Raw genomic sequence first — 17,625 nt, forward strand, 5'->3', positions numbered from 1 at the left:
ACTTATGACATGAGTACAGCAGAGCGACATACCGTCAGCATTCGTGACGAATATGCCGAGATGACGCGGCAGCGCATCGTTGCCGCTTTTGTTGCGACGCTCGAGGACGAGGAGGCCGACGACATCTCGATGGCCGCGGTGGCCAAGCGCGCGAAGGTGGCCGAGCGAACCATCTATCGGCACTTCAAGACCCGTGCGGAGCTGTTCGCCGCGGCCGGCGAGTGGATCGAGAACAACGTCTTCAGCTACATTCCCTTCACCTCGCCCGACGAGCTTCCCGAGATCTTCCGCAAGCTGTGCAAGCGGTTCGACCGTCATCCGCATCTGGCGCGCGCCATTGCGATAACGCGGGTGGGGCGCCGGGTGCGTGCAGGCTTCAGACGGCACCTAATTGACCAGCATCGCAAGGCGATGGCGCCGCTCGTGCGCCATCTCACCGCCAAGGACGTCCGCCAGGCCGAAGCTCTCGCGTCCTACCTCAACAACGTGCTGGCCTGGAACGCGATGCGCGAGGATTTCGGCATGACGAGCTCCGAGATCGCCGACGCGATCGAATGGGCGCTCACGACCCTTTTGAAGGATGTGCGTCAGCGCGATGCCGCTGCTGCGCGCGCCGGCAAGGGGCGCAAACCACCTCGGAAGCGGACCGCGGCTGCGAAAGCACCGGCATAGAGTGAGGCAGCCATGAACGCGATACCCGACGATCTCCTGATCAATGCGCCTGACGAGGTGCGCATTCGCCAGGACCTGGTGCTGACGGCGCTCGGTCGTCGCCCGGCCGATCGTTCGTTGCGGGTCGGCAAATTGCTCGACGTGCACAGCCGCACGTGGAGCGAGGACCAGGAGATCGTCTTCAAGGGCCGGCGGATCGCGTGGGTGGGCCCGGCCGGCAGTTATCCCGGCGAGGTCCGCGAGCGTATGCATCGGCCGGATCTTGCAGCTGTGCCCGGCTTCGGTGAGGTGCACAAGCATATCGAAAGCTCGCATCTGACGCCCGAATGGGAAGCGGCGCTGGTGCTGCCGCACGGCAATACCTGGACCTGCGAGGCGAGCCACGAATTCTCCAACGTCAACGGTGCGCGCAATCTCGAATTCTGGTTCGAGGCACGCCGTCGCGGCTCGCCGCTGAAGATCTTTCCGCAACCCGGCTCGGCTGTGCCGCCGACCGCATATGAGTGGGGCGGCGGCTGGTATGGCCGCGACGAACAGGCACGCTTCATGAGCGAAAGCCTGATGGTCACCGGCCTCGACGAGGTCATGGACTGGCCGGCGGTGTGGAATCCCGACAACCCGTCCTACAAGCGGCTCTGGGGCATGATCGAGGCGACTTTCGCTGCGCGCGGCGTCGTCGAGGGCCACGCGTCGGGCCTGCGGGATCTGCCGTCCATCAACGCCTTTGCCGCGGCCGGGCTCGCGTCTGACCACGAGGTGCAGACGCCCGAGGAAACCTGGGACAAGCTCACGCGCGGTCTCTTTGTCGAGCTGCGCGTCTACGCCATGGACGAGATCGTCAAATGGTTGCTCGCGAAGGGTTTGCAGGACTGGTCGCAGGTTGCGTTCGCCACCGATGACCGCAGTGCCAGCCACACGCTCGAACTCGGCGCGAGCGATCATAATGCGCGGGTCGCGATCGAGGCCGGCCTTGCGCCGGAAATCGCGATCCAGTGTCTCACCATCAATCCGGCACGGCACATGCGTCTCACGCCGTTCGTCGGCAGTCTAGCGCCGGGGCGCTTCGGCGATGTCGTGCTGCTGTCCGATGTTGCCAAGCTTACGATCGCCGAAGTGTGGGCCGACGGCGCGCAGGTGTCCGAGGGCATGCGCTATCTCGGCCAAGTGCCCAAGATCGAATGGCCGCAATGGGCGACCAAGACCGTCAATATCAGGCGCACGATCAACCCTGAGGATTTCGAGCTGCGGGCTGAGTCAGGGCGGGCCACGATGAAAGCGGCGGTGATCCGCCCCTTCCATTGGCATCCTGAGTTCTACACGCTCGACCTGCCGGTGCGCGACGGGGCGGTGCAGCGCGACGAGAGCGAGGCCATCACAAAATTTGCCATCGTCGACCGGTTCTCCGGCGACGGGCGCATCGCAAAGATGTTCTGGCGCGGCTGTGGCCCGCGTACGCCGGAGACGGCGCTCGCCTGCTCGGTGGCGCACGACAAGCACAATCTCTGGGTGGTCGGCTCGTCCGACGCGGCGATGGCAAAGGCGGTGAACGCGCTGGTCGAACTTCAAGGCGGATGGGCGCTGGTGCGCGAAGGCGAGCTCGTCGCCACCGTGCGGTTCGAGGTCGGCGGGCTGATGAGCTGCCGCTCGGCGCAAGCGCTCGATGCCGAGATGCAGGCGCTCTACGCAGAAGGGCGCAAGGTCGACTGGATGTACGAGCCGACATTCCGGCCGCGCTGGTATCCGGGATTCCCGGAACGGCTGATGTTTGCAACGCTGACCTGCGCGCCCTGGAGCTGGGTGCTGGTAGCGCCGTGCGAGCAGGCACCGCTCGGTTTCATCAACGTGCAGACCGGCGAAGCACACCCGGTGGTCTGGTAGGGGGAGGACAGGGATGAACGAGATGACAAAGCCGCAAGCCGCCTCCGCGCAGCCGGCAGCCGCGAAGCTGCTCGATCGCGTCTTTCGCCTCTCCGAGCGCGGCACGAGCGTCGGGCGCGAGATGATGGCCGGAGCCACCACGTTTGCGGCAATGGCCTATATCATCGCCGTCAACCCCGCGATCATGTCCAACGCCGGAATGGATCGTGCCGATCTCGTCAGCGCCACGGCGCTGGCGGCGATCTTCGGCTCGGTGCTGATGGGGTTGTGGGCCAATCTGCCGCTCGCCGTAGCGCCGGCGATGGGTTCGAACGTCATCTTCACCTATGTCATCGTCAAGCAGATGGGCATGCCCTGGCAGGGCGCGCTTGCCATGGTCGCCTTCACCGGCGTGCTATTCCTGATCCTCAGCCTGTCGAAACTGCGGGAGAAGGTCGCGAAGGATGTGCCCGAAGCGCTGAAGATCGGCATCCAGGCGGCGGTCGGGACCCTCATCGTCTTCATTGCGCTGCGAGGCGCGGGATTCGTCGTCCAGAATCCGTCGACCTACATCGCCATGGGATCGTTGCGCAGCCCGCCGGTGCTGCTGACGTTGTTCGGACTCCTGCTCACGCCGGTACTGGTGGCGCGCCGAGTGCCGGCGGCGCTGATCCTGTCGATTGTGTTGCTGACCGCGATCGGCTTCTTCGTTCCTGGCGCCAACGGCAAGATGGTGACGTCGATGCCATCGGCCATCCTGTCGTGGCCGCGCTGGCCGACCAGCACCTTCATGGCCCTCGATATCGAGTATCTCTTCAGCCATTTCGTTGTGGCGCTGCCGCTGCTGTTCTATTTCCTGTGCGCCGAATTCTTCTCGACGCTGGGCACGCTGATCGGCGTGACGGGCGCTGCCAATTTGCGCAAGCCCGATGGCTCGATCCCGAACGCCACGGCGGCCTTCGCGACCGACGCGACGGCTTCGATCGTGGGGCCGCTGCTCGGGACGTCCGTCGTCACGGCTTATATCGAATCCATCACCGGTGTGCAGGCCGGCGGTCGCACCGGCCTGACTTCCCTGACCGTTGCGGGATTCTTCTTTCTCGCGCTGTTCTTCTGGCCAATCTTCGTCATCATTCCGCCGCAAGCGACCGCGCCGGCGCTGGTGCTCGTCGGCGTGCTGATGATGCAGGGGCTTGCCCGCATCGACATGACGGATCTCGTCAATGCGGTTCCGATCGTGCTGACGTTGCTGGTGACCGTGTTGACCAACAATCTCATCAACGGAATGGCCCTGGGTACGTTGAGCTACATCGCGCTGGAAGTGTCCATCGGTCGGCGGTCGCAGATTCCAGCGATGGTGTGGGGACTTGGCGCCGTGTTCGTCGCTTACGCCATCGTGATCGCACAGATCTTTTGACGTGTGCGTCAGGCCGCGAGGTCCAGCAACCTGCAAGATCCGCGCACCAAAGCCTTTCGCCCGGCCGGTGTCATTGCAGGGACACCGTCATCGACAAAGACAAGGCCGAGTTCGACCAGGCTCTTGACGACATAAGCCTTCGCAAGGCGACCATTCGACACCGGATTGCGAAGCGCCTTCAGTGCTTCCCACTGGTCGGTTGAAAGATCGAATTCGAAATCGTTGCTCATGTTGCCTCAGGCGATCGTCCGGTTCGCGTGCCTCTGTTAGCGGCGCCGCATGAAGACCGTGCGACGACAATAAGTCGGGAATTCGGTCAGCTGTTTAGAACGTCTCTTCACAAATTGCGGCACTTCGTTGCATCACAAAAGTTAAGATCGTTTGCGCACGAATATCGCACGAGCTCCGATCACTAATTGATGATCCGCACTTGATGCTGCGATGCGAGCTCCCGCAGTGCACGGGAAGTATCGTTGTCCCATTCTGCGTCGCGATATGCACAGAAATCATGAGACGCGAGGTTCAGGAGTCTGTTAGGTTGATTTGCGGGCAGTGACTTCACGCGGCAGGAGTGGAGTGCATGAACAGGCTGGTTGAGATACGCAGTCAGGAATTCTTGTGCCGCGAGCGCGCAGCGCTCGATTCGAAGCGCCGGCTGTTCTGGCTGGCGCAGGCAGAAGAATGGGAGCAGCGCGCGCTCGCCGAAATCGCGTATCACTTTCGGGAGTGCAATCAGGCCGAGCTGAACGCCGCCTGACGCTCGCGGCTGCTATTACTTACTGATAAGTCGCCACAATGTCGGACACGGCGCGCTCGAGCTGTTGCGCGGTCGCGCATTGGCGCACGACGCTGCAAAAGGTTGCGTAGCGCGGCATCTCGGAATCGCCAAAGCCCCAGGCGAGCCGACCCTCGGGATTGAGCCAGACCAGCCGCTTCGAGCGCTCGGAGATCCGGCGCAGAATGTCGGCGCGTGGGTCGAGATTGTTGCTGCGGGCATCGCCGAGCACGATCACCGTGGTCTGCGGCGTCAGCGTGCTCATGAACTCCTTCTCGAAATCGACCAGCGAGGAGCCGTAATCTGACGAGCCGAAACCGACTTTGGACATGATCTCGGACATCGCTTCCTCCGGCGACTTCGTCTCCAGGATCTCGCTGACCTCGATCAGGTGCGAAGAGAAGGCGAACGAGCGGACATCGTCGACCACCTCGTGCAGCGAATGGATCAGCAGCAGGAAGAAGTCGGAGACTTGCGCAACGGAGCCCGAGACGTCGCACAGCGCGACGATCTTCGGCCGGTCGCGATGCTTGCGCTTCCACGCCGTGAGGAACGGCACGCCGCCCCAGGCTGCGTTGCGACGGAGCGTGCGACGGACGTCGAGATGGCCGCGGCGCTGGCGCTTGCGCGGCTTGGAGTAGCGCTCGCGCAGCCGGCGCGCGATCTGACGGATGAGGGCGCGCATCTCGGCGACCTGGCGCCGCTCGATGCGGGCGAGCGGTGCGTTGCGCAGGATCTCGTTGCGGAGGTTTTCGGCCTCCTCCCGGGCATAGAGTGCAAGCCCCTGAGAGACCGTATCGCGCACGGCTTCACGTAAAGCATCGAGCGCGGCGCGCAGACGCTCGGCCAGGGCCGGGTTGGTCGCGGTCAGCTGGTCGAGATCGTCGCGCAGGCGCTGGAGGCCCATGGCGTCGAGGATGCGGCTGGAGAATATGCCGCGCTGGGTGGAGTAGCGAATGTCGGATAGGGAGGCCGCGCCAGCTGCGCTGGCGATCGCGGCCGCGATGGCATTGCGATCCTGCGACAGCAGCATCTGAGCGAGCGAGCCCGGTTCCTGCTGCGACGAACCGCCGCCGGCATCGCTGGCCGCGCCGGAAGAGGGCGCTTGATCCTTATCCTGCGAGGCATCCTGATCGGCGCTCTCGGGCTGATCCTGTCGCGGCTCCGGCTGGCTGAAGAACAGGTCAAAGCAGTCGCCGAGCGCGAGCTTCTCGTCCTGCGACTTGGCGAGCGTCAGCAGCAGTGCGTCGCGCAGGATGGTCCGGTCGGAAAAGCCGACCTGCGAGACGGCGCGCATCGCATCGATGCTTTCGGCAGGCGAGACGTGGACGCCGGCGCCGCGCGCCGCCCGAAAGAAGCGATGGAGATTTTCGCGCATCGGCGTCAACCGAAGACGTTGGACCGGGCCGCCTTGGCAATGAAGGTCGTCACCTGCGGCGTCGCGGCCTCGATGTCGGCTTCGTATTTCAGGAGCACGTTGAGCGTGTCCTTGACGATCTCGGTATCGAGTTCGGAAGCCTGGAGCAGCACCAGCACGCGCGCCCAGTCGATGGTCTCGCTGACCGACGGCAGCTTCTTCAGATCCAGCGAGCGGATCTCGTGGATGAAGCCGACCATCTGGCGGCGCAGCGTTTGCGAGATGCCGGGCACGCGGCTTTCGACGATGCGCTCCTCGAGCCGCTGCTCGGGGAAGCCGATATGCAGATGCAGGCAGCGTCGCTTCAGCGCATCGCCCAGGTCGCGTTCGCTGTTGGAGGTGAGGATCACCGTCGGCGGCGTGATCGCCGAGACGGTTCCGAGCTCGGGGATCGTGACCTGGAAATCGGAGAGAATCTCCAGCAGCAGCGATTCGAATTCAGCGTCCGACTTATCGATCTCGTCGATCAGGAGCACGCAGCCGCCCGGCTGCTCAAGCGCCTGGAGCAGCGGCCGCGGCTCGACGAACTCCTTGGAGAAGAACACGTCGCCGAAATCGTGGAGCTGGTCGAGCGCGGCATGCAGCGTCTGCGCGCCGCCGAGGACTTCGCCGAGCTTGTCCTTGAGGATCTGCGTATAAAGAAGCTGCTTGGCGTATTTCCACTCGTAGAGCGCCTTGGCCTCGTCGAGGCCCTCATAGCATTGCAGGCGGATCATCTTCATGCCGCGCCAGGCGGCGATCGCCTTGGCAAGCTCGGTTTTGCCGACGCCCGCGGGGCCTTCGACCAGGATCGGCTTCTCGATCTGCTGCGACAAATAGACGGCGGTCGCGATCTGCCGGCTGGCGATATAGCCCTGCGCGGCGAGGCCGCTCTCCACTGCCTCGATCGAAGTCGAGGCCTTCTGATCAGCCACGAAATGGCGCTCCCAAAGGTCTTGCTTTGAGGCTTGTTCTGCCTGCGTTCCCGGCAAAGAACAAGTCTCGTTTGGGAGAGATCAGATCCGCGTGAACGGCGTTTTTTCCGTTCAGCGCAAATAGTTGAGCGGTTCGCCGGCGGCGCGATCAGTGTCGCAGCAACTCCGGCTTGCGGATCGTCTGTCTGACCTCGGCACCGCAATCGGCGCATTCATAGACGAAGTCGATCTTGGCAAGGCTCCAATGCGGCTCGACCTCGCGCACATACATCGGCAGGAACCCCATACAGGTAGGGCAATTCACTGGCGCGATTTCGACGTCCTGATGATGCTGAACGTAAGCTGGCATCTCGGCTCTCCTTCGCAGGCGACCATCAAACCCCGCACAAAGGCTACCGCCGGTTGCCCCGGAGCCCTCATCAACTCTTTCGAACGGAGGCGGAACGGCGGGCGTTTGTCGGTCGCTGTGACATTCTTGTTACGGCTTCTATACTGTAACGGGCGGACCAAATGCCTATTTCACAGGCCGATCCGGTATTCGGACCTTCACCTCAACGATAAGGGAGCAAGCCCATGACGCATGCCATTCGCTTTCACAAGACCGGTGGTCCGGAAGTCCTGGTCTGGGAGGAGGTCAGCGTCGGCAAACCTGGGCCCGGCGAGGCGCGTATCCGCCACACCGCCGTCGGCCTCAATTTCGTCGACATCTATAACCGTTCCGGCCTTTATCCGGCGCAACTGCCGAGCGGACTCGGCAGCGAGGCGGCCGGCGTCGTCGAGGAGGTTGGGCCCGGCGTTACCGATCTGAAGCCGGGCGATCGCGTTGCCTATGGCGCTTCGCCGCTCGGGGCCTATTCGGAGGCACGGCTGATCCCCGCCGACCGGCTGTTGAAATTGCCGGACGGCGTCGACGACAGGACCGCGGCGGCGATGATGCTCAAGGGGCTCACCACGCAATATCTGATCCGCCAGACCTACCGGGTGAAGGCTGGCGATACCATCCTGCTCCACGCCGCGGCTGGCGGTGTCGGCCTGATCTTGAGCCAGTGGGCCAAGCATCTCGGCGCGACGGTGATCGGCACCGTCAGCAACGACGAGAAGGCGAAGCTCGCCAAGGCGCATGGCTGCGACCATGTGATCATCTATACAAGGGAAGATTTCGTGAAGCGGGTCGACGAGATCACCGGCGGCAAGAAAGTGCCGGTGGTTTACGATTCCGTCGGCAAGGATACGTTCCTGAAATCGCTGGATTGCCTCGCGCCGCTCGGCGTCGCCGCGCTGTTCGGCCAGTCCTCCGGCGCAGTGGAGCCGCTCAATCTCGGCCTGCTCGCCCAGAAGGGCTCTCTCTACGTTACGCGTCCGACGCTGTTCACCTATGCCGCCAAGCGCGAAAATCTGGTGGCGATGGCGGGCGAGCTGTTCGACGTCGTCAAGTCCGGCGCGGTCAAGATCGAGGTGCACCAGACCTATCCGCTGAAGGACGCCGCCAAGGCGCATGCCGATCTTGCAGCACGCAAGACCACGGGATCGACCGTTCTCCTGGTGTAGCGCCGGACTGAGCGGTGGCGCGGGCTTCAAGCCTGCGTCACGTCGGCTCGTGCTTGCGCAGGTCGCGGACGTGATCGAGGCGGATCGCCTGGAGGTCGACGTCCTCGGGCTCGATCTGCGGGAGGGCCGCCTCGGCCAGGACGGCCTCGGTGACATCCTCGACCGAGTTCTCCACAATCTCGTGGATGAATGAGACGTTCCGATACTCGCCCGAGGCGAGGCGGGAGATGACCTCTCGCCTGGTGATTTCCGGATCGACGACCGCCTCGCGGCCTCGCCGCCCATAATCGATCATCACGACGAAATATTGCATGAAACGATCCTGCCGCACCCCGATGGCCGGGATGCGGCAGATTATTTCTGAAAATCGGAACTATGTCAATGGCGATTTCTATAAATCAGAAATCGCCGGGTCCTCTCATTTGCCCTTCTTGCGCGGGCGCGCCGATTTCGCGCGCAGCCGCTCAAGCTGCCCCTTGGGCATGGACAGGCAGATTTCCCCGACCCAGTCGAGCTTGACGCCGACGATCGGCTTGGCATTGAAGCTCGTGAGGTTGACCACGGAGGGGGATTTGCCCCGCTCGATGGTCTTCAGGTAGCGCTCGCCGGTCTTGAGTCGGACCACCGCCTCTTCGCCGTAGAAGCTCGACAACGGATGGCGCTGGTCCTTGTAGACGACGATCACGTCGCCGCTTTCGTATTTGGGCAGCATCGAATCGCCCACGATCTCGAATGCGATCGTCTCTTCCATGATCGGGAACGGCAATGCGACGTCGCCGAGCCCTTCCGGCGGAACCTGTTCGTAGTCCGGCTCGATCACCGCGCCGGCTCCGACCCGGCCCATGATCGGCGCGAGATTGAGCTCGAGATATTCCATGATCGGAATGATCTCCGAGGCCTTCACCAGGCGCTCGCCGCCGAGAATCTCCGAGACCGCGCCGGGTCGCACGCCCATCGCCGCAGCCAGGCCGCCCTTGCTCTTGCCCGTCTTCTCCAGGCCCCGCTCGATCATTGCTACGTCCAACATGGTGATTCCCTCGATTGCGCAACGTTGCCTCTTGTAATCCGAAATTCGGAATTGATGCAATTATGAATATCAGAAATATGGCTTGACTCTGCATTCGGAATAACGGAATGTGTGTCTCGCCTCGCGGGTGGAGGCGCATCACAGGACAGCAGCATGGAACCGGGCCATTGGCCGTCGGAGCACTCCGACGCGCTTCGCGACTATTTTCTCAAAGGGATTTCTTATGCGGAGATCGGAAGACAGATAAACGCAAGGTTTGGAACGGCTTATACGCGCAGCGCGGTGGTCGGCCGCGCCAAGCGGCTCGGGCTCATCGTGCCGCAATGGATGACGAGCCCGGCGCTCGCGCCGCCCTTGCCGGGTGAACCCGGCCTGCTTTCGCCGCGCGGGGTGGCGTGGCCGAGCCTCAATCTGCCGCCGAAGTCCGCCATGAAGCCTGCGGCGCGGGTGAAGTTGCGGTGTGTCGGCATCCAACCGCGCCTGATCCAATTGGTCGAGCTCGAGCCGGCCCACTGCCGATATCCCTATGGCGGCGACAAGGACGGTGAGGAGATCACCTTCTGTGGCCATGCGCGCCAGCCGGGCTCCAGCTATTGCGCGCCGCATGCCCGCCTGGCGCGCCGTTCCGAGGCTGCGTCGGCTGCCCGTGCCGCAGGCCCCGTCGTGCTGAAGCTGGTCTCGGCGCTCTGACGGTGCCGCCCTCCGTTCAACCCCTCAGTCTTGCAAGGAATATCCGAGTGGCTCGTGCCCGACGCAACAAGTCCTATAAATTGGCGCAGATCTATGACCGGCGGTCGCGGGAGGTGCCGTTCAACGCCGAGATCGCGGAGGTGGAGGTCGACAATCCGCTCGCGCTCGATTCCGGCGAGAAGATCCTGGCGATCCGGTCGGTCCGCGGCGATCCGCTCGGCCGACTGCACGCGCACCACCAGATCGACGAGGCGCAATACCGCGGCGGGCGCGCCTTCCAGAACGATTGGGAGCGGGCCGAGCGGGGCCCGCAGGCGGTGGATACGACGCGCGAATATGTCGATGGCACCGGCACGCGCGAGCCCGTCACCGAGAGCCAGCGTCAGGCGGTGCTGCGGCTCAACCGGATCGAGCGAGAGCTCGGCACCGACGGCGCCGCGCTGGTGCACGACGTGCTGGTGCTGGGTCTGACCATGGATCAGGTTGGGCAGCGTCGTGCCGTCCGGACGCAACGCTGGAACGATTACTTCGCGCGGCGTTTTCGCGAATGTTTGGACCGGCTGGCGTTGATCTACGGCTTTGCGACGGAGACGGGAACGGCGCGCGGGGGCCGGCGTGGATGATTGCAAGGCGCCGGCGGTTCGGCCGCCGGCGTCCCGCCTGTTGCCTACGGATGAGGGACGATCTGGTAGGGCGTGGTGTAGGGCTCGACGCGCAGCGAGGCATTGGCCAGCAGCCCGATCTTGGCTGTCGGCGCCTGCTGTAATTCGCCGTTGGGCCCACGATGCACGTTGTATTGCCAGACGGTGAGATCGCCCTTCTGTGCCAGCGCGTGTGCAACGGCGCTCGCATCGTTGCCGCCGAGCGCCTGAAGCTCCTCCGCCGACAATCCGACGACGATTTCGTCCTTGATGGTGATGATCTTGAACAGGTTCATCTTGGTCTCCTGCGCCCATGCGCCTTGTGTCGAGAGGGTGAGCAGAGCGACTGCGGCGCCCTTGATGAGATCGCAGCGAGAAAGCATGCCGTCGTCCTTTTGGTGCTGACGCGCGCCCAAATCGAAGAGTTTTCAGCCATGGCGCCCGTATCTGCGTGGCCGTGCCGCAACGGCTTGGTCGCTCGCGCCTGGACGGCGGTTCACGGTGGGTCGGCCGCAAGATCGACTTTCATGCGCTTAACGCAACCGCCGGGACCGGATTCAACAAATGCGTGTATACTGCCGAAGAATCGCCAATTCGTGCGCGCCAACGTGCATTCACATCGGAAACACGACGAAACGCTGCGCCTGATTGACGGTCACGAGTTGCTGTGTGCGTGATTGATGCCGCTTCTTGACGCAGGTGGGTGACGGCGATCGATATTCCTGTTATCCGGAATCGCCGTGGCGCGATGCAGACCAAGCATCGCTATACCCACGGTTGGGCTTGCCGGGAGGGTTGTTACTTGGCATAGTTGCAACCGCATGGTTGAGGCCGTCGTTTGGTGCGGTTCAGCGTGCAACCCGACCGGTCCCCTCGGCCGAACATTCGTCGCGAGGGGTCTGTCGTGGCGTCCGGTTCTCGAGCGGATCACGAAGGCCGATGCTTGTCATAGGTGCGAGATGAAAAACCTCAATTTCGCGGCTGAGCTGCATCTCAAGCTCGGTGTGCCTGCAAGCAGCACTGTCGAAAGTCTGCGCCTGCTCCGCGCCTTTCTGAAGCTCGCGCCGCGGCAGCGCTTCGAAGTGATCAAGCTGGTCGAAGATCTCGCCACCGAAGAAGCTCTACCCGAGCACCCCTTATCCTAAAGTCCGGCTGCGCGCCGGTCCCAGGCCGTTTCCCGCCCCTTTCCTGCCAGAGCAGGGCTCCCGGACGTCGTTCCTCTGAAGGCTGGCGGCTGGATGGCGGTCAGGCAAATGTGGTATTCAGACGGAAAAAGGGAGGAGTGCGACTATGATCGAACCGAAAATCGAAGTTCCGGCCGAACTGCGTGACTTGGCCGAGAAGACGATCGACCAGGCGGAAAAGGCCTTCGGCATGTTCTTTGAAGCGGCGACCAAATCGATGTCGTCCGTTCCGGGCGCGGGGACGGAGGTGTCGAAGCAGGCGCTGGCTTTCACGGAGCAGAACATGAAGTCGGCCTTCGAGCATGCGCGCAAGCTGGTGCATGCCACCGACCTCCAGGAGGCGATGCGGATCCAATCCGATTTCCTGCGCAGTCAGTTCACCAGCGCCGGAGATCACATGCGTCAGATGACCGGCAGTCTCATGCAACCCGGCAAGGGCAAATCCTGACTTTCGGTGTGTGTACACGTGCCCACAAATTGATCTTGTGTGGCGTGAATATCCGCGCTTCGATACTGGCGCAGGTCCATGACGGGCCACCGAATGTTCTCATTCGCCGTCCGTCATCCTTTCTGCTGATCCCTGCCGGTTCACCGGCAGGGATCTGCATTTGTAGCCCTTCGTGTAGCTTGGCATGTGCTGAGGCGTGATTTTGGGAAAAGCGCTGCACGGCTTGTGCGAGCCCGGCGTTCCGGCCCGATCATGCATCTAGCGCAGCGATGCGATGTAGGCCGCGATATCGCCGGCTTCAGTCCGGCTCAGGGGAAAATTCGGCATCTTCGGGTGCGGGTCGAGCAGGAAGAACGCGAGCCTTTCCGCACTGAAGTCCGGCTTGCGCGCAACCGATGCAAAGGAGGGGACGTCGGCGCTCGCCTGGGTCTGTCCGTTCGCCACGACGTGGCAGCTCGCGCACCAGCGCTTGGCGAGGTCGGCACCGTGGTCGGCATCAGCGCCGAGAGCGGACGACGTGCCGACGCCGGAGACCAGGCCAAGCAGCAGGAAAACTCGTCTCACATGCCGGAGCATCGGGCAATCTTTCTGCATTCGCTTGCGGCCGCCGCGCTCATCCGCAGCAGGATCCTGGAAACTGCGAGAGATCAATGCGGGCGGCGATCGACCGCAGCAGCCTGCGGGTCGAACGATAAAGATGCCGCATGAAGGCCGGCATTCTTGCCGCGGGCAGGCCAAGACCATTCGAAACAAGGCCTTTCGGAGCATGGCTCTTCGAAACAAGGCCCTTCGCATCAAGACTTTCGGAATAGTGCGACACGTGTCTCTCCGACGCCATGAGGCTTTCTACCGTGCCGTCTTGGAGCCGCCTTGATCTGCCGCAAAGCGGACCCGCTAATAGTCAGCCGGATTCATGATCATCGGGCTCTTCGTATCCGCCGGCGCGAGCGCGCTGCTGGTGCTGTCACGCAGGAAGCGGTCGAGCGTCTCCTGGATCTTCTCCTTGACCGAGTTGGGACCGCGGTCGCTCATCTCCGTGTGCTGTGCGCCGGTGTGGATGATATCGATGCCGCGCGCCTTGGCCTCTTCCGGCGTCGGAAGCACGCCGGGGTCCGTCACGAAGTGCGGGTCCTTCGAGCGGAACGACAGGATCTTCATGTGGTCGCTGACCACGAAGGGCACCCGCAGATTGTCGAGCGTGATCACCTTCGACACCAGTTCGGGGTGCTGATGAGCGACGTACATCGAGACATCGCCGCCGTTGGAGTGGCCGACGAGGGTGATGTGGTCGTATTCGACGTTCTCCTGCTGTTTCTTCAATTCGCCCAGCACGAAGAGAATGTTGGCTTCGGCGCGGATGTAGACCTCGCGCCGGCCGACATATTGCTGACCGACCTGGGTCATCAGCGGGGGATCGCTCGGCAGGTCCTGCTGGATGCTGGCAACCAGATAGCCTCGGGCGGCGAGCGCGTTGGCAAGGAAGGAATATTCGGTCGCCTTGACGGTGTTGCCATTGCTGATGACGGCGAGGGGGAGCTTCCAGAGGCCGAGATTGGCCTTGGTCTCATGGTCGCGTCGCACGGCGATCTCGACCGCGATCGGCCGCTGGCGCGAGGCGTCGAAGAGGGCCAAGGTCTCATGGCGGATCGCGAACCGGCTGACGACGAAATACTGCCCGATGCCAAGGACGCAGAGAAACGCCAGGGCGGTAAACACCTTCTTCATGGTCTGTCTCAAATCACCTTTGCCTGAACACGGTCATCGGGAACCCCCGGTCGAGCGATCGTGAGCAAGGTTAGAGGATTAAATTTAGGCAAGTCTGCGGGCAAGACCGGGAAAAGCCGGCAAGCCGGGGCGATCGCCCGAAGAACGGGGTGGCTAGAGACAGCCAGCCTTGCCGCGCTCGGGGCAGAGCCGGAGTGCGCTCGACAGCGTGAAAACGAAGCGTGGGCTGCGACGCTCGTTGTCCGGCGCCCGGTAGCTCAGGGGGATGGCCACGCCGAAATCGGCCTGGAGGTCGTCCGGCAGGAAGAAGCGCACACCGGCTCCGGCCGATGTCAGCGACAGCCCGTCGCTCAGGCGATAACCGTGGTTCCAGACGGCGCCGGCATCGCCAAAGGCATAGAGCTGATAGCCGGTCCAGTAGCGGAAATTGAGCTTCTGGTCGAAGCGCAGCTCGAGCGAGCCGGCCAGGCCGTTGTCGCCGCTGATCTCGGCTGCGCCATAGCCGCGGCCGAAGGCAGCGCCGCCGAGATAGAATTGCTGCGAGGTGAACAGTGGACGCGACGCCGTCTGGCTCGCCGCAGCGAGCTTGAGCGACCAGGCATCGTTGAGTGTCTGGTAGCGCGTGAACCAGAGATTCAGCACCGAGAAGTTCGACGATGCGCCATCGCGTGACAACAGATCGTCGTCGAAATGCGAGGCGCCAAAAATGTCGAGGCCCTGGCGGAAGGTCAGCGTCGCCAGATTGGTGCCGCCAAGGGGATCCTGCAGCCGGTAGTCGGCCGTCAGGCTCGCGGTCCTGATGTGGTCGTTGTACCAGGGGCCGTAAATGTCGTGCTCGGATACATTGCTGAAGGTGCCTGCCACAGTAAACGTCAGCCCCGAGGATTGCGACATGAAGGGCACGGTGCTTGCCCGCACCTCGAAAGCTTCTGTTGTGGTGATGTCGCTGTCGAGCCGGCGCATATCGCCGGGCCGTACAGCGCTGTACAGGACGGAAGCGCCGAGGCGGATACCGTCGACGCCGACCGGCGCATCGTACGACAGGCGTGCGAAGCCGAGCTGGCGCGGATCGTTGGCAATAGTCGACAGGTTGATCGCCAGAGTATCGCCGGGCGTGAGGTAGGAGTTGAACGCGCCGGTGGCGTAGGTTTGCCAGGGACCAACCGACGAGGATCCGAGATTGTCGAGGCCGAACGAGGAGAAGACGTGCCAGGTCTTCAAGGAGACGGTCAGGCGGAAGCGGCCCGTCGTACCGCCGATCTCCTCGAGCGCAGTGTCGGTGATCCGGACGCCGGGCCTGCCATTGATCAGAAAGAGCTGGCGTTCGAGCGTTGCCAGCCGCGACGGTTGTTCGGCCAGAACCGGCGCCAGCATCGGCCTGACGCCGAACTGCTCGGCACCGTCGCCTTTCAGCTCGGCCTGCACAATGGCGCCTTCGAGCACTTGAATCCGGACTCGGCCGTGCGCGATGTCCTGCGGTGGCACGATGGCCCGGCTGAGATGGAAGCCGGCTGCGCGGTAGAGGTCGCTGATGGCGCCTGCGATCGCGACCAAGTCCGCCTGCGAGACCTTCCGGCCGAGATAAGGCTGGTAGATCGCGGCGATGCGATCGGGGGAAACGGCATGGGCGCCGCTGACGCTGACGCCGCGCAGCACGAATTGCGGCTTGGTATCGCCGCCGATGATGGGCTGTCCGACGCTCGGCAATCGGACCGGCGGCCGGCCGAGCGATTCCTGCTCGGTCTGGTTATCAAAATATTTCTCGGGCTGGCGTGGATCGAAACCCGGCTGGTTCGCCTGTTGCGCGAGTGCCGTTGGAGTTGTCGCGAAAATTGCTGCCAGCGAAACCAGTGCGGTAAGGAGATGCCGTCTCTCACCGCGCGCAGCGACCCTATCTCCGTAGTTCAACGGAGGATCTGCGACGGGGCGGTAAGGTCTCGTTAGAGGCATGATTTTTCTTAGTTTTTTATGGTCAACGATTGGTTAATTCGGCCGCGCGGCTGGCCGCTTTCCGATAATCCTATCTTGAGTGATTTCGGATACCCCTCAGGCCTGGCTTGAAACGCGGGGCTGAGGATCATCATGTTCGGCAAGGTTGGAATGCGGCGGGCCCTGGCGGCGGCGCTGATCCTGGGAACGGCCTCCGGTGCATTCGCGGCGGACGACGGTGTGTGGTCCGTCAGCAAGTCCACGGGCGAGGTCTGGCTTGCAACGAACGGCGCCCAGCAGGTGTCGTTGACCCCGGAAGGAACGCTGAAACCTGGCGATACCATTCGCACCGGCCGCAACGGGCGCGTACTCCTCGTCCGCGGCGAGGAAACGATCCTGATCTCTCCCAATTCGGTGGTGGGCCTGCCGGCCGAAAAGAAGGACGGCCTGTCGACCACCATCGTCCAGCAGGCAGGTTCGATCCTGCTCGAGGTCGAGAAGCGCAACGTCAAGCATTTCGAGGTCGAGACCCCCTATCTCGCCGCCGTGGTCAAGGGCACCCAGTTCAGCGTCACGGTCGGTGCCGGTAACACCAAGGTCGGCGTGCTCCGCGGCCAGGTCGAAGTCTCCGATTTCAAGACGGGGCAGATTGCACAAGTGATGCCCGGACAAGCGGCCACCGTCTTCGAGCACGGCAAGCCCGGTCTCAGCCTGAGCGGTGCGGGCACGTTCAATCCGATCGAGCAGGGCAAGCCCCGCGCGCCCACGATCGAGCGTGTCCCAGTGCCGAAATCGGGCCTGTCGGCGCCGCGCCATGCTGCCAATGGCCATGCCATCCATGCGCTCGGTCCGATCGACAAGGGCAACAAGACGGCCGGTGCGCCGAAGCCGTCGCAGCAGGCGGCTGCTGGTCACGCCGCCAAGGCCGGCGTCGTGCGGATCTCGAGCTCGCTCGGTGAGGTCAAGCTGAACTTCCACAAGGTCACGCGCGGGCTTGCCCACGGCGCCGTGGCACCCGGCCAGGTGCGCAACGCGAATGCCAGCGCGAGCAGCGAGACGGTCTGGAGCGACAACAAGACCAGCGCAATCGCCCCCAACAGCGCGAATGAGACTGCCGCAACGCCTGGCGCTGGCAGCTCGTCGAACCCGGGCGCTGCGATAGCTGCAGCGGCAGCCAATAACGGAAACGGCGGTGGCAACGGCAACGGCGGGAACGGCAATTCCGGCAACGGCAATAATGGCAATGGCGGTAACGGCAACAACGGCAACAACGGCGCCACCGGCAACGGCTGGCACAACAGCGGCAACGGCGGTTTGAACGGCGGCGGCTCCGGCAGCAATGGCCACGGTCGCAACCGGCATTAAGGCGGTCTGCTAGGGG

General features: G+C 63.4%; 21 protein-coding genes. 10 read left to right on the forward strand and 11 right to left on the reverse strand.

The features are described 5' to 3' along the window. The first annotated feature begins 9 nt into the window (after nt 1–9). From ACNJYA_RS12200 to ACNJYA_RS12210, 3 genes are read left to right on the forward strand one after another with little or no spacing between them, the layout of a single operon-like run. A complete protein-coding gene (locus ACNJYA_RS12200; protein WP_439366491.1) occupies nt 10–672 on the forward strand; it encodes a TetR/AcrR family transcriptional regulator in 663 nt (220 codons plus the stop codon). Nucleotides 673–684: 12 nt separating this feature from the next. Beyond that, nucleotides 685–2,550, forward strand: coding sequence for an adenine deaminase (locus ACNJYA_RS12205; RefSeq protein WP_439366492.1), 1,866 nt, complete (start codon nt 685–687; stop codon nt 2,548–2,550). 13 nt (nt 2,551–2,563) lie between these two features. Beyond that, the gene (locus tag ACNJYA_RS12210) at nt 2,564–3,946 is read left to right on the forward strand and encodes an NCS2 family permease (RefSeq protein ID WP_172785507.1); all 1,383 of its coding nucleotides are present in this window, start codon (nt 2,564–2,566) and stop codon (nt 3,944–3,946) included. Between the two features lie 8 nt (nt 3,947–3,954). Here ACNJYA_RS12210 and ACNJYA_RS12215 read toward each other — a convergent pair whose 3' ends face one another. Beyond that, a complete protein-coding gene (locus tag ACNJYA_RS12215; protein WP_172785506.1) occupies nt 3,955–4,176 on the reverse strand; it encodes a hypothetical protein in 222 nt (73 codons plus the stop codon). Between the two features lie 350 nt (nt 4,177–4,526). On the opposite strand from ACNJYA_RS12215, the gene ACNJYA_RS12220 reads away from it, so the two are divergent. After that, on the forward strand, nt 4,527–4,703 hold the full coding sequence (locus ACNJYA_RS12220) for a hypothetical protein (RefSeq protein ID WP_172785505.1): 177 nt from the start codon (nt 4,527–4,529) through the stop codon (nt 4,701–4,703). A 19-nt stretch (nt 4,704–4,722) separates the two neighbouring features. On the opposite strand, the gene ACNJYA_RS12225 is transcribed toward ACNJYA_RS12220, so the two are convergent. The 3 genes from ACNJYA_RS12225 to ACNJYA_RS12235 form a co-directional block, all read right to left on the reverse strand. Next, entirely contained in the window at nt 4,723–6,099 is a 1,377-nt protein-coding gene (locus tag ACNJYA_RS12225; protein WP_212255337.1) for a vWA domain-containing protein, read from the reverse strand. 5 nt (nt 6,100–6,104) lie between these two features. Next, on the reverse strand, nt 6,105–7,052 hold the full coding sequence (locus ACNJYA_RS12230) for an AAA family ATPase (protein ID WP_036007771.1): 948 nt from the start codon (nt 7,050–7,052) through the stop codon (nt 6,105–6,107). 148 nt (nt 7,053–7,200) lie between these two features. After that, entirely contained in the window at nt 7,201–7,401 is a 201-nt protein-coding gene (locus tag ACNJYA_RS12235; protein WP_027545881.1) for a hypothetical protein, read from the reverse strand. 224 nt (nt 7,402–7,625) lie between these two features. On the opposite strand from ACNJYA_RS12235, the gene ACNJYA_RS12240 reads away from it, so the two are divergent. After that, complete coding sequence (locus ACNJYA_RS12240; RefSeq protein WP_212255339.1) at nt 7,626–8,600, forward strand: quinone oxidoreductase family protein; 975 nt, start codon at nt 7,626–7,628, stop codon at nt 8,598–8,600. Nucleotides 8,601–8,637: 37 nt separating this feature from the next. On the opposite strand, the gene ACNJYA_RS12245 is transcribed toward ACNJYA_RS12240, so the two are convergent. Both ACNJYA_RS12245 and ACNJYA_RS12250 read right to left on the reverse strand, forming a co-directional pair. Beyond that, nucleotides 8,638–8,913, reverse strand: a complete 276-nt coding sequence (locus ACNJYA_RS12245; RefSeq protein WP_212255341.1) for a hypothetical protein — start codon at nt 8,911–8,913, stop codon at nt 8,638–8,640. Between the two features lie 105 nt (nt 8,914–9,018). Next, complete coding sequence (locus ACNJYA_RS12250) at nt 9,019–9,627, reverse strand: S24 family peptidase (protein ID WP_036045323.1); 609 nt, start codon at nt 9,625–9,627, stop codon at nt 9,019–9,021. 153 nt (nt 9,628–9,780) lie between these two features. Here ACNJYA_RS12250 and ACNJYA_RS12255 point away from each other — a divergent pair, with 153 nt between their 5' ends. After that, nucleotides 9,781–10,317, forward strand: a complete 537-nt coding sequence (locus tag ACNJYA_RS12255) for a GcrA family cell cycle regulator (protein WP_439366494.1) — start codon at nt 9,781–9,783, stop codon at nt 10,315–10,317. A gap of 47 nt (nt 10,318–10,364) precedes the next feature. Continuing rightward, on the forward strand, nt 10,365–10,940 hold the full coding sequence (locus ACNJYA_RS12260) for a hypothetical protein (protein ID WP_036007689.1): 576 nt from the start codon (nt 10,365–10,367) through the stop codon (nt 10,938–10,940). Nucleotides 10,941–10,984: 44 nt separating this feature from the next. On the opposite strand, the gene ACNJYA_RS12265 is transcribed toward ACNJYA_RS12260, so the two are convergent. After that, entirely contained in the window at nt 10,985–11,341 is a 357-nt protein-coding gene (locus ACNJYA_RS12265) for a hypothetical protein (RefSeq protein WP_172785498.1), read from the reverse strand. 576 nt (nt 11,342–11,917) lie between these two features. On the opposite strand from ACNJYA_RS12265, the gene ACNJYA_RS12270 reads away from it, so the two are divergent. Continuing rightward, complete coding sequence (locus tag ACNJYA_RS12270; protein WP_025037658.1) at nt 11,918–12,103, forward strand: hypothetical protein; 186 nt, start codon at nt 11,918–11,920, stop codon at nt 12,101–12,103. 145 nt (nt 12,104–12,248) lie between these two features. Further along, entirely contained in the window at nt 12,249–12,590 is a 342-nt protein-coding gene (locus ACNJYA_RS12275; protein ID WP_036007681.1) for a phasin, read from the forward strand. 258 nt (nt 12,591–12,848) lie between these two features. Here ACNJYA_RS12275 and ACNJYA_RS12280 read toward each other — a convergent pair whose 3' ends face one another. From ACNJYA_RS12280 to ACNJYA_RS12295, 4 genes are all read right to left on the reverse strand, one after another. After that, a complete protein-coding gene (locus ACNJYA_RS12280) occupies nt 12,849–13,166 on the reverse strand; it encodes a c-type cytochrome (RefSeq protein ID WP_260380118.1) in 318 nt (105 codons plus the stop codon). Nucleotides 13,167–13,203: 37 nt separating this feature from the next. Beyond that, nucleotides 13,204–13,410, reverse strand: a complete 207-nt coding sequence (locus ACNJYA_RS12285) for a hypothetical protein (RefSeq protein ID WP_172785496.1) — start codon at nt 13,408–13,410, stop codon at nt 13,204–13,206. A gap of 74 nt (nt 13,411–13,484) precedes the next feature. Beyond that, nucleotides 13,485–14,315 (reverse strand): alpha/beta fold hydrolase, encoded by an 831-nt coding sequence (locus tag ACNJYA_RS12290; protein WP_439366495.1) that lies wholly within the window; start codon nt 14,313–14,315, stop codon nt 13,485–13,487. 153 nt (nt 14,316–14,468) lie between these two features. Further along, on the reverse strand, nt 14,469–16,265 hold the full coding sequence (locus ACNJYA_RS12295) for a ShlB/FhaC/HecB family hemolysin secretion/activation protein (protein ID WP_439402970.1): 1,797 nt from the start codon (nt 16,263–16,265) through the stop codon (nt 14,469–14,471). Nucleotides 16,266–16,397: 132 nt separating this feature from the next. On the opposite strand from ACNJYA_RS12295, the gene ACNJYA_RS12300 reads away from it, so the two are divergent. Beyond that, nucleotides 16,398–17,609: a FecR family protein gene (locus tag ACNJYA_RS12300; RefSeq protein WP_439402971.1), complete on the forward strand. Its 1,212-nt coding sequence runs from the start codon at nt 16,398–16,400 to the stop codon at nt 17,607–17,609. Nucleotides 17,610–17,625: the final 16 nt, after the last annotated feature.

Origin of the sequence: Bradyrhizobium sp. BLXBL-01 (genome assembly GCF_051853025.1) — a bacterium.
Classification (GTDB): domain Bacteria; phylum Pseudomonadota; class Alphaproteobacteria; order Rhizobiales; family Xanthobacteraceae; genus Bradyrhizobium.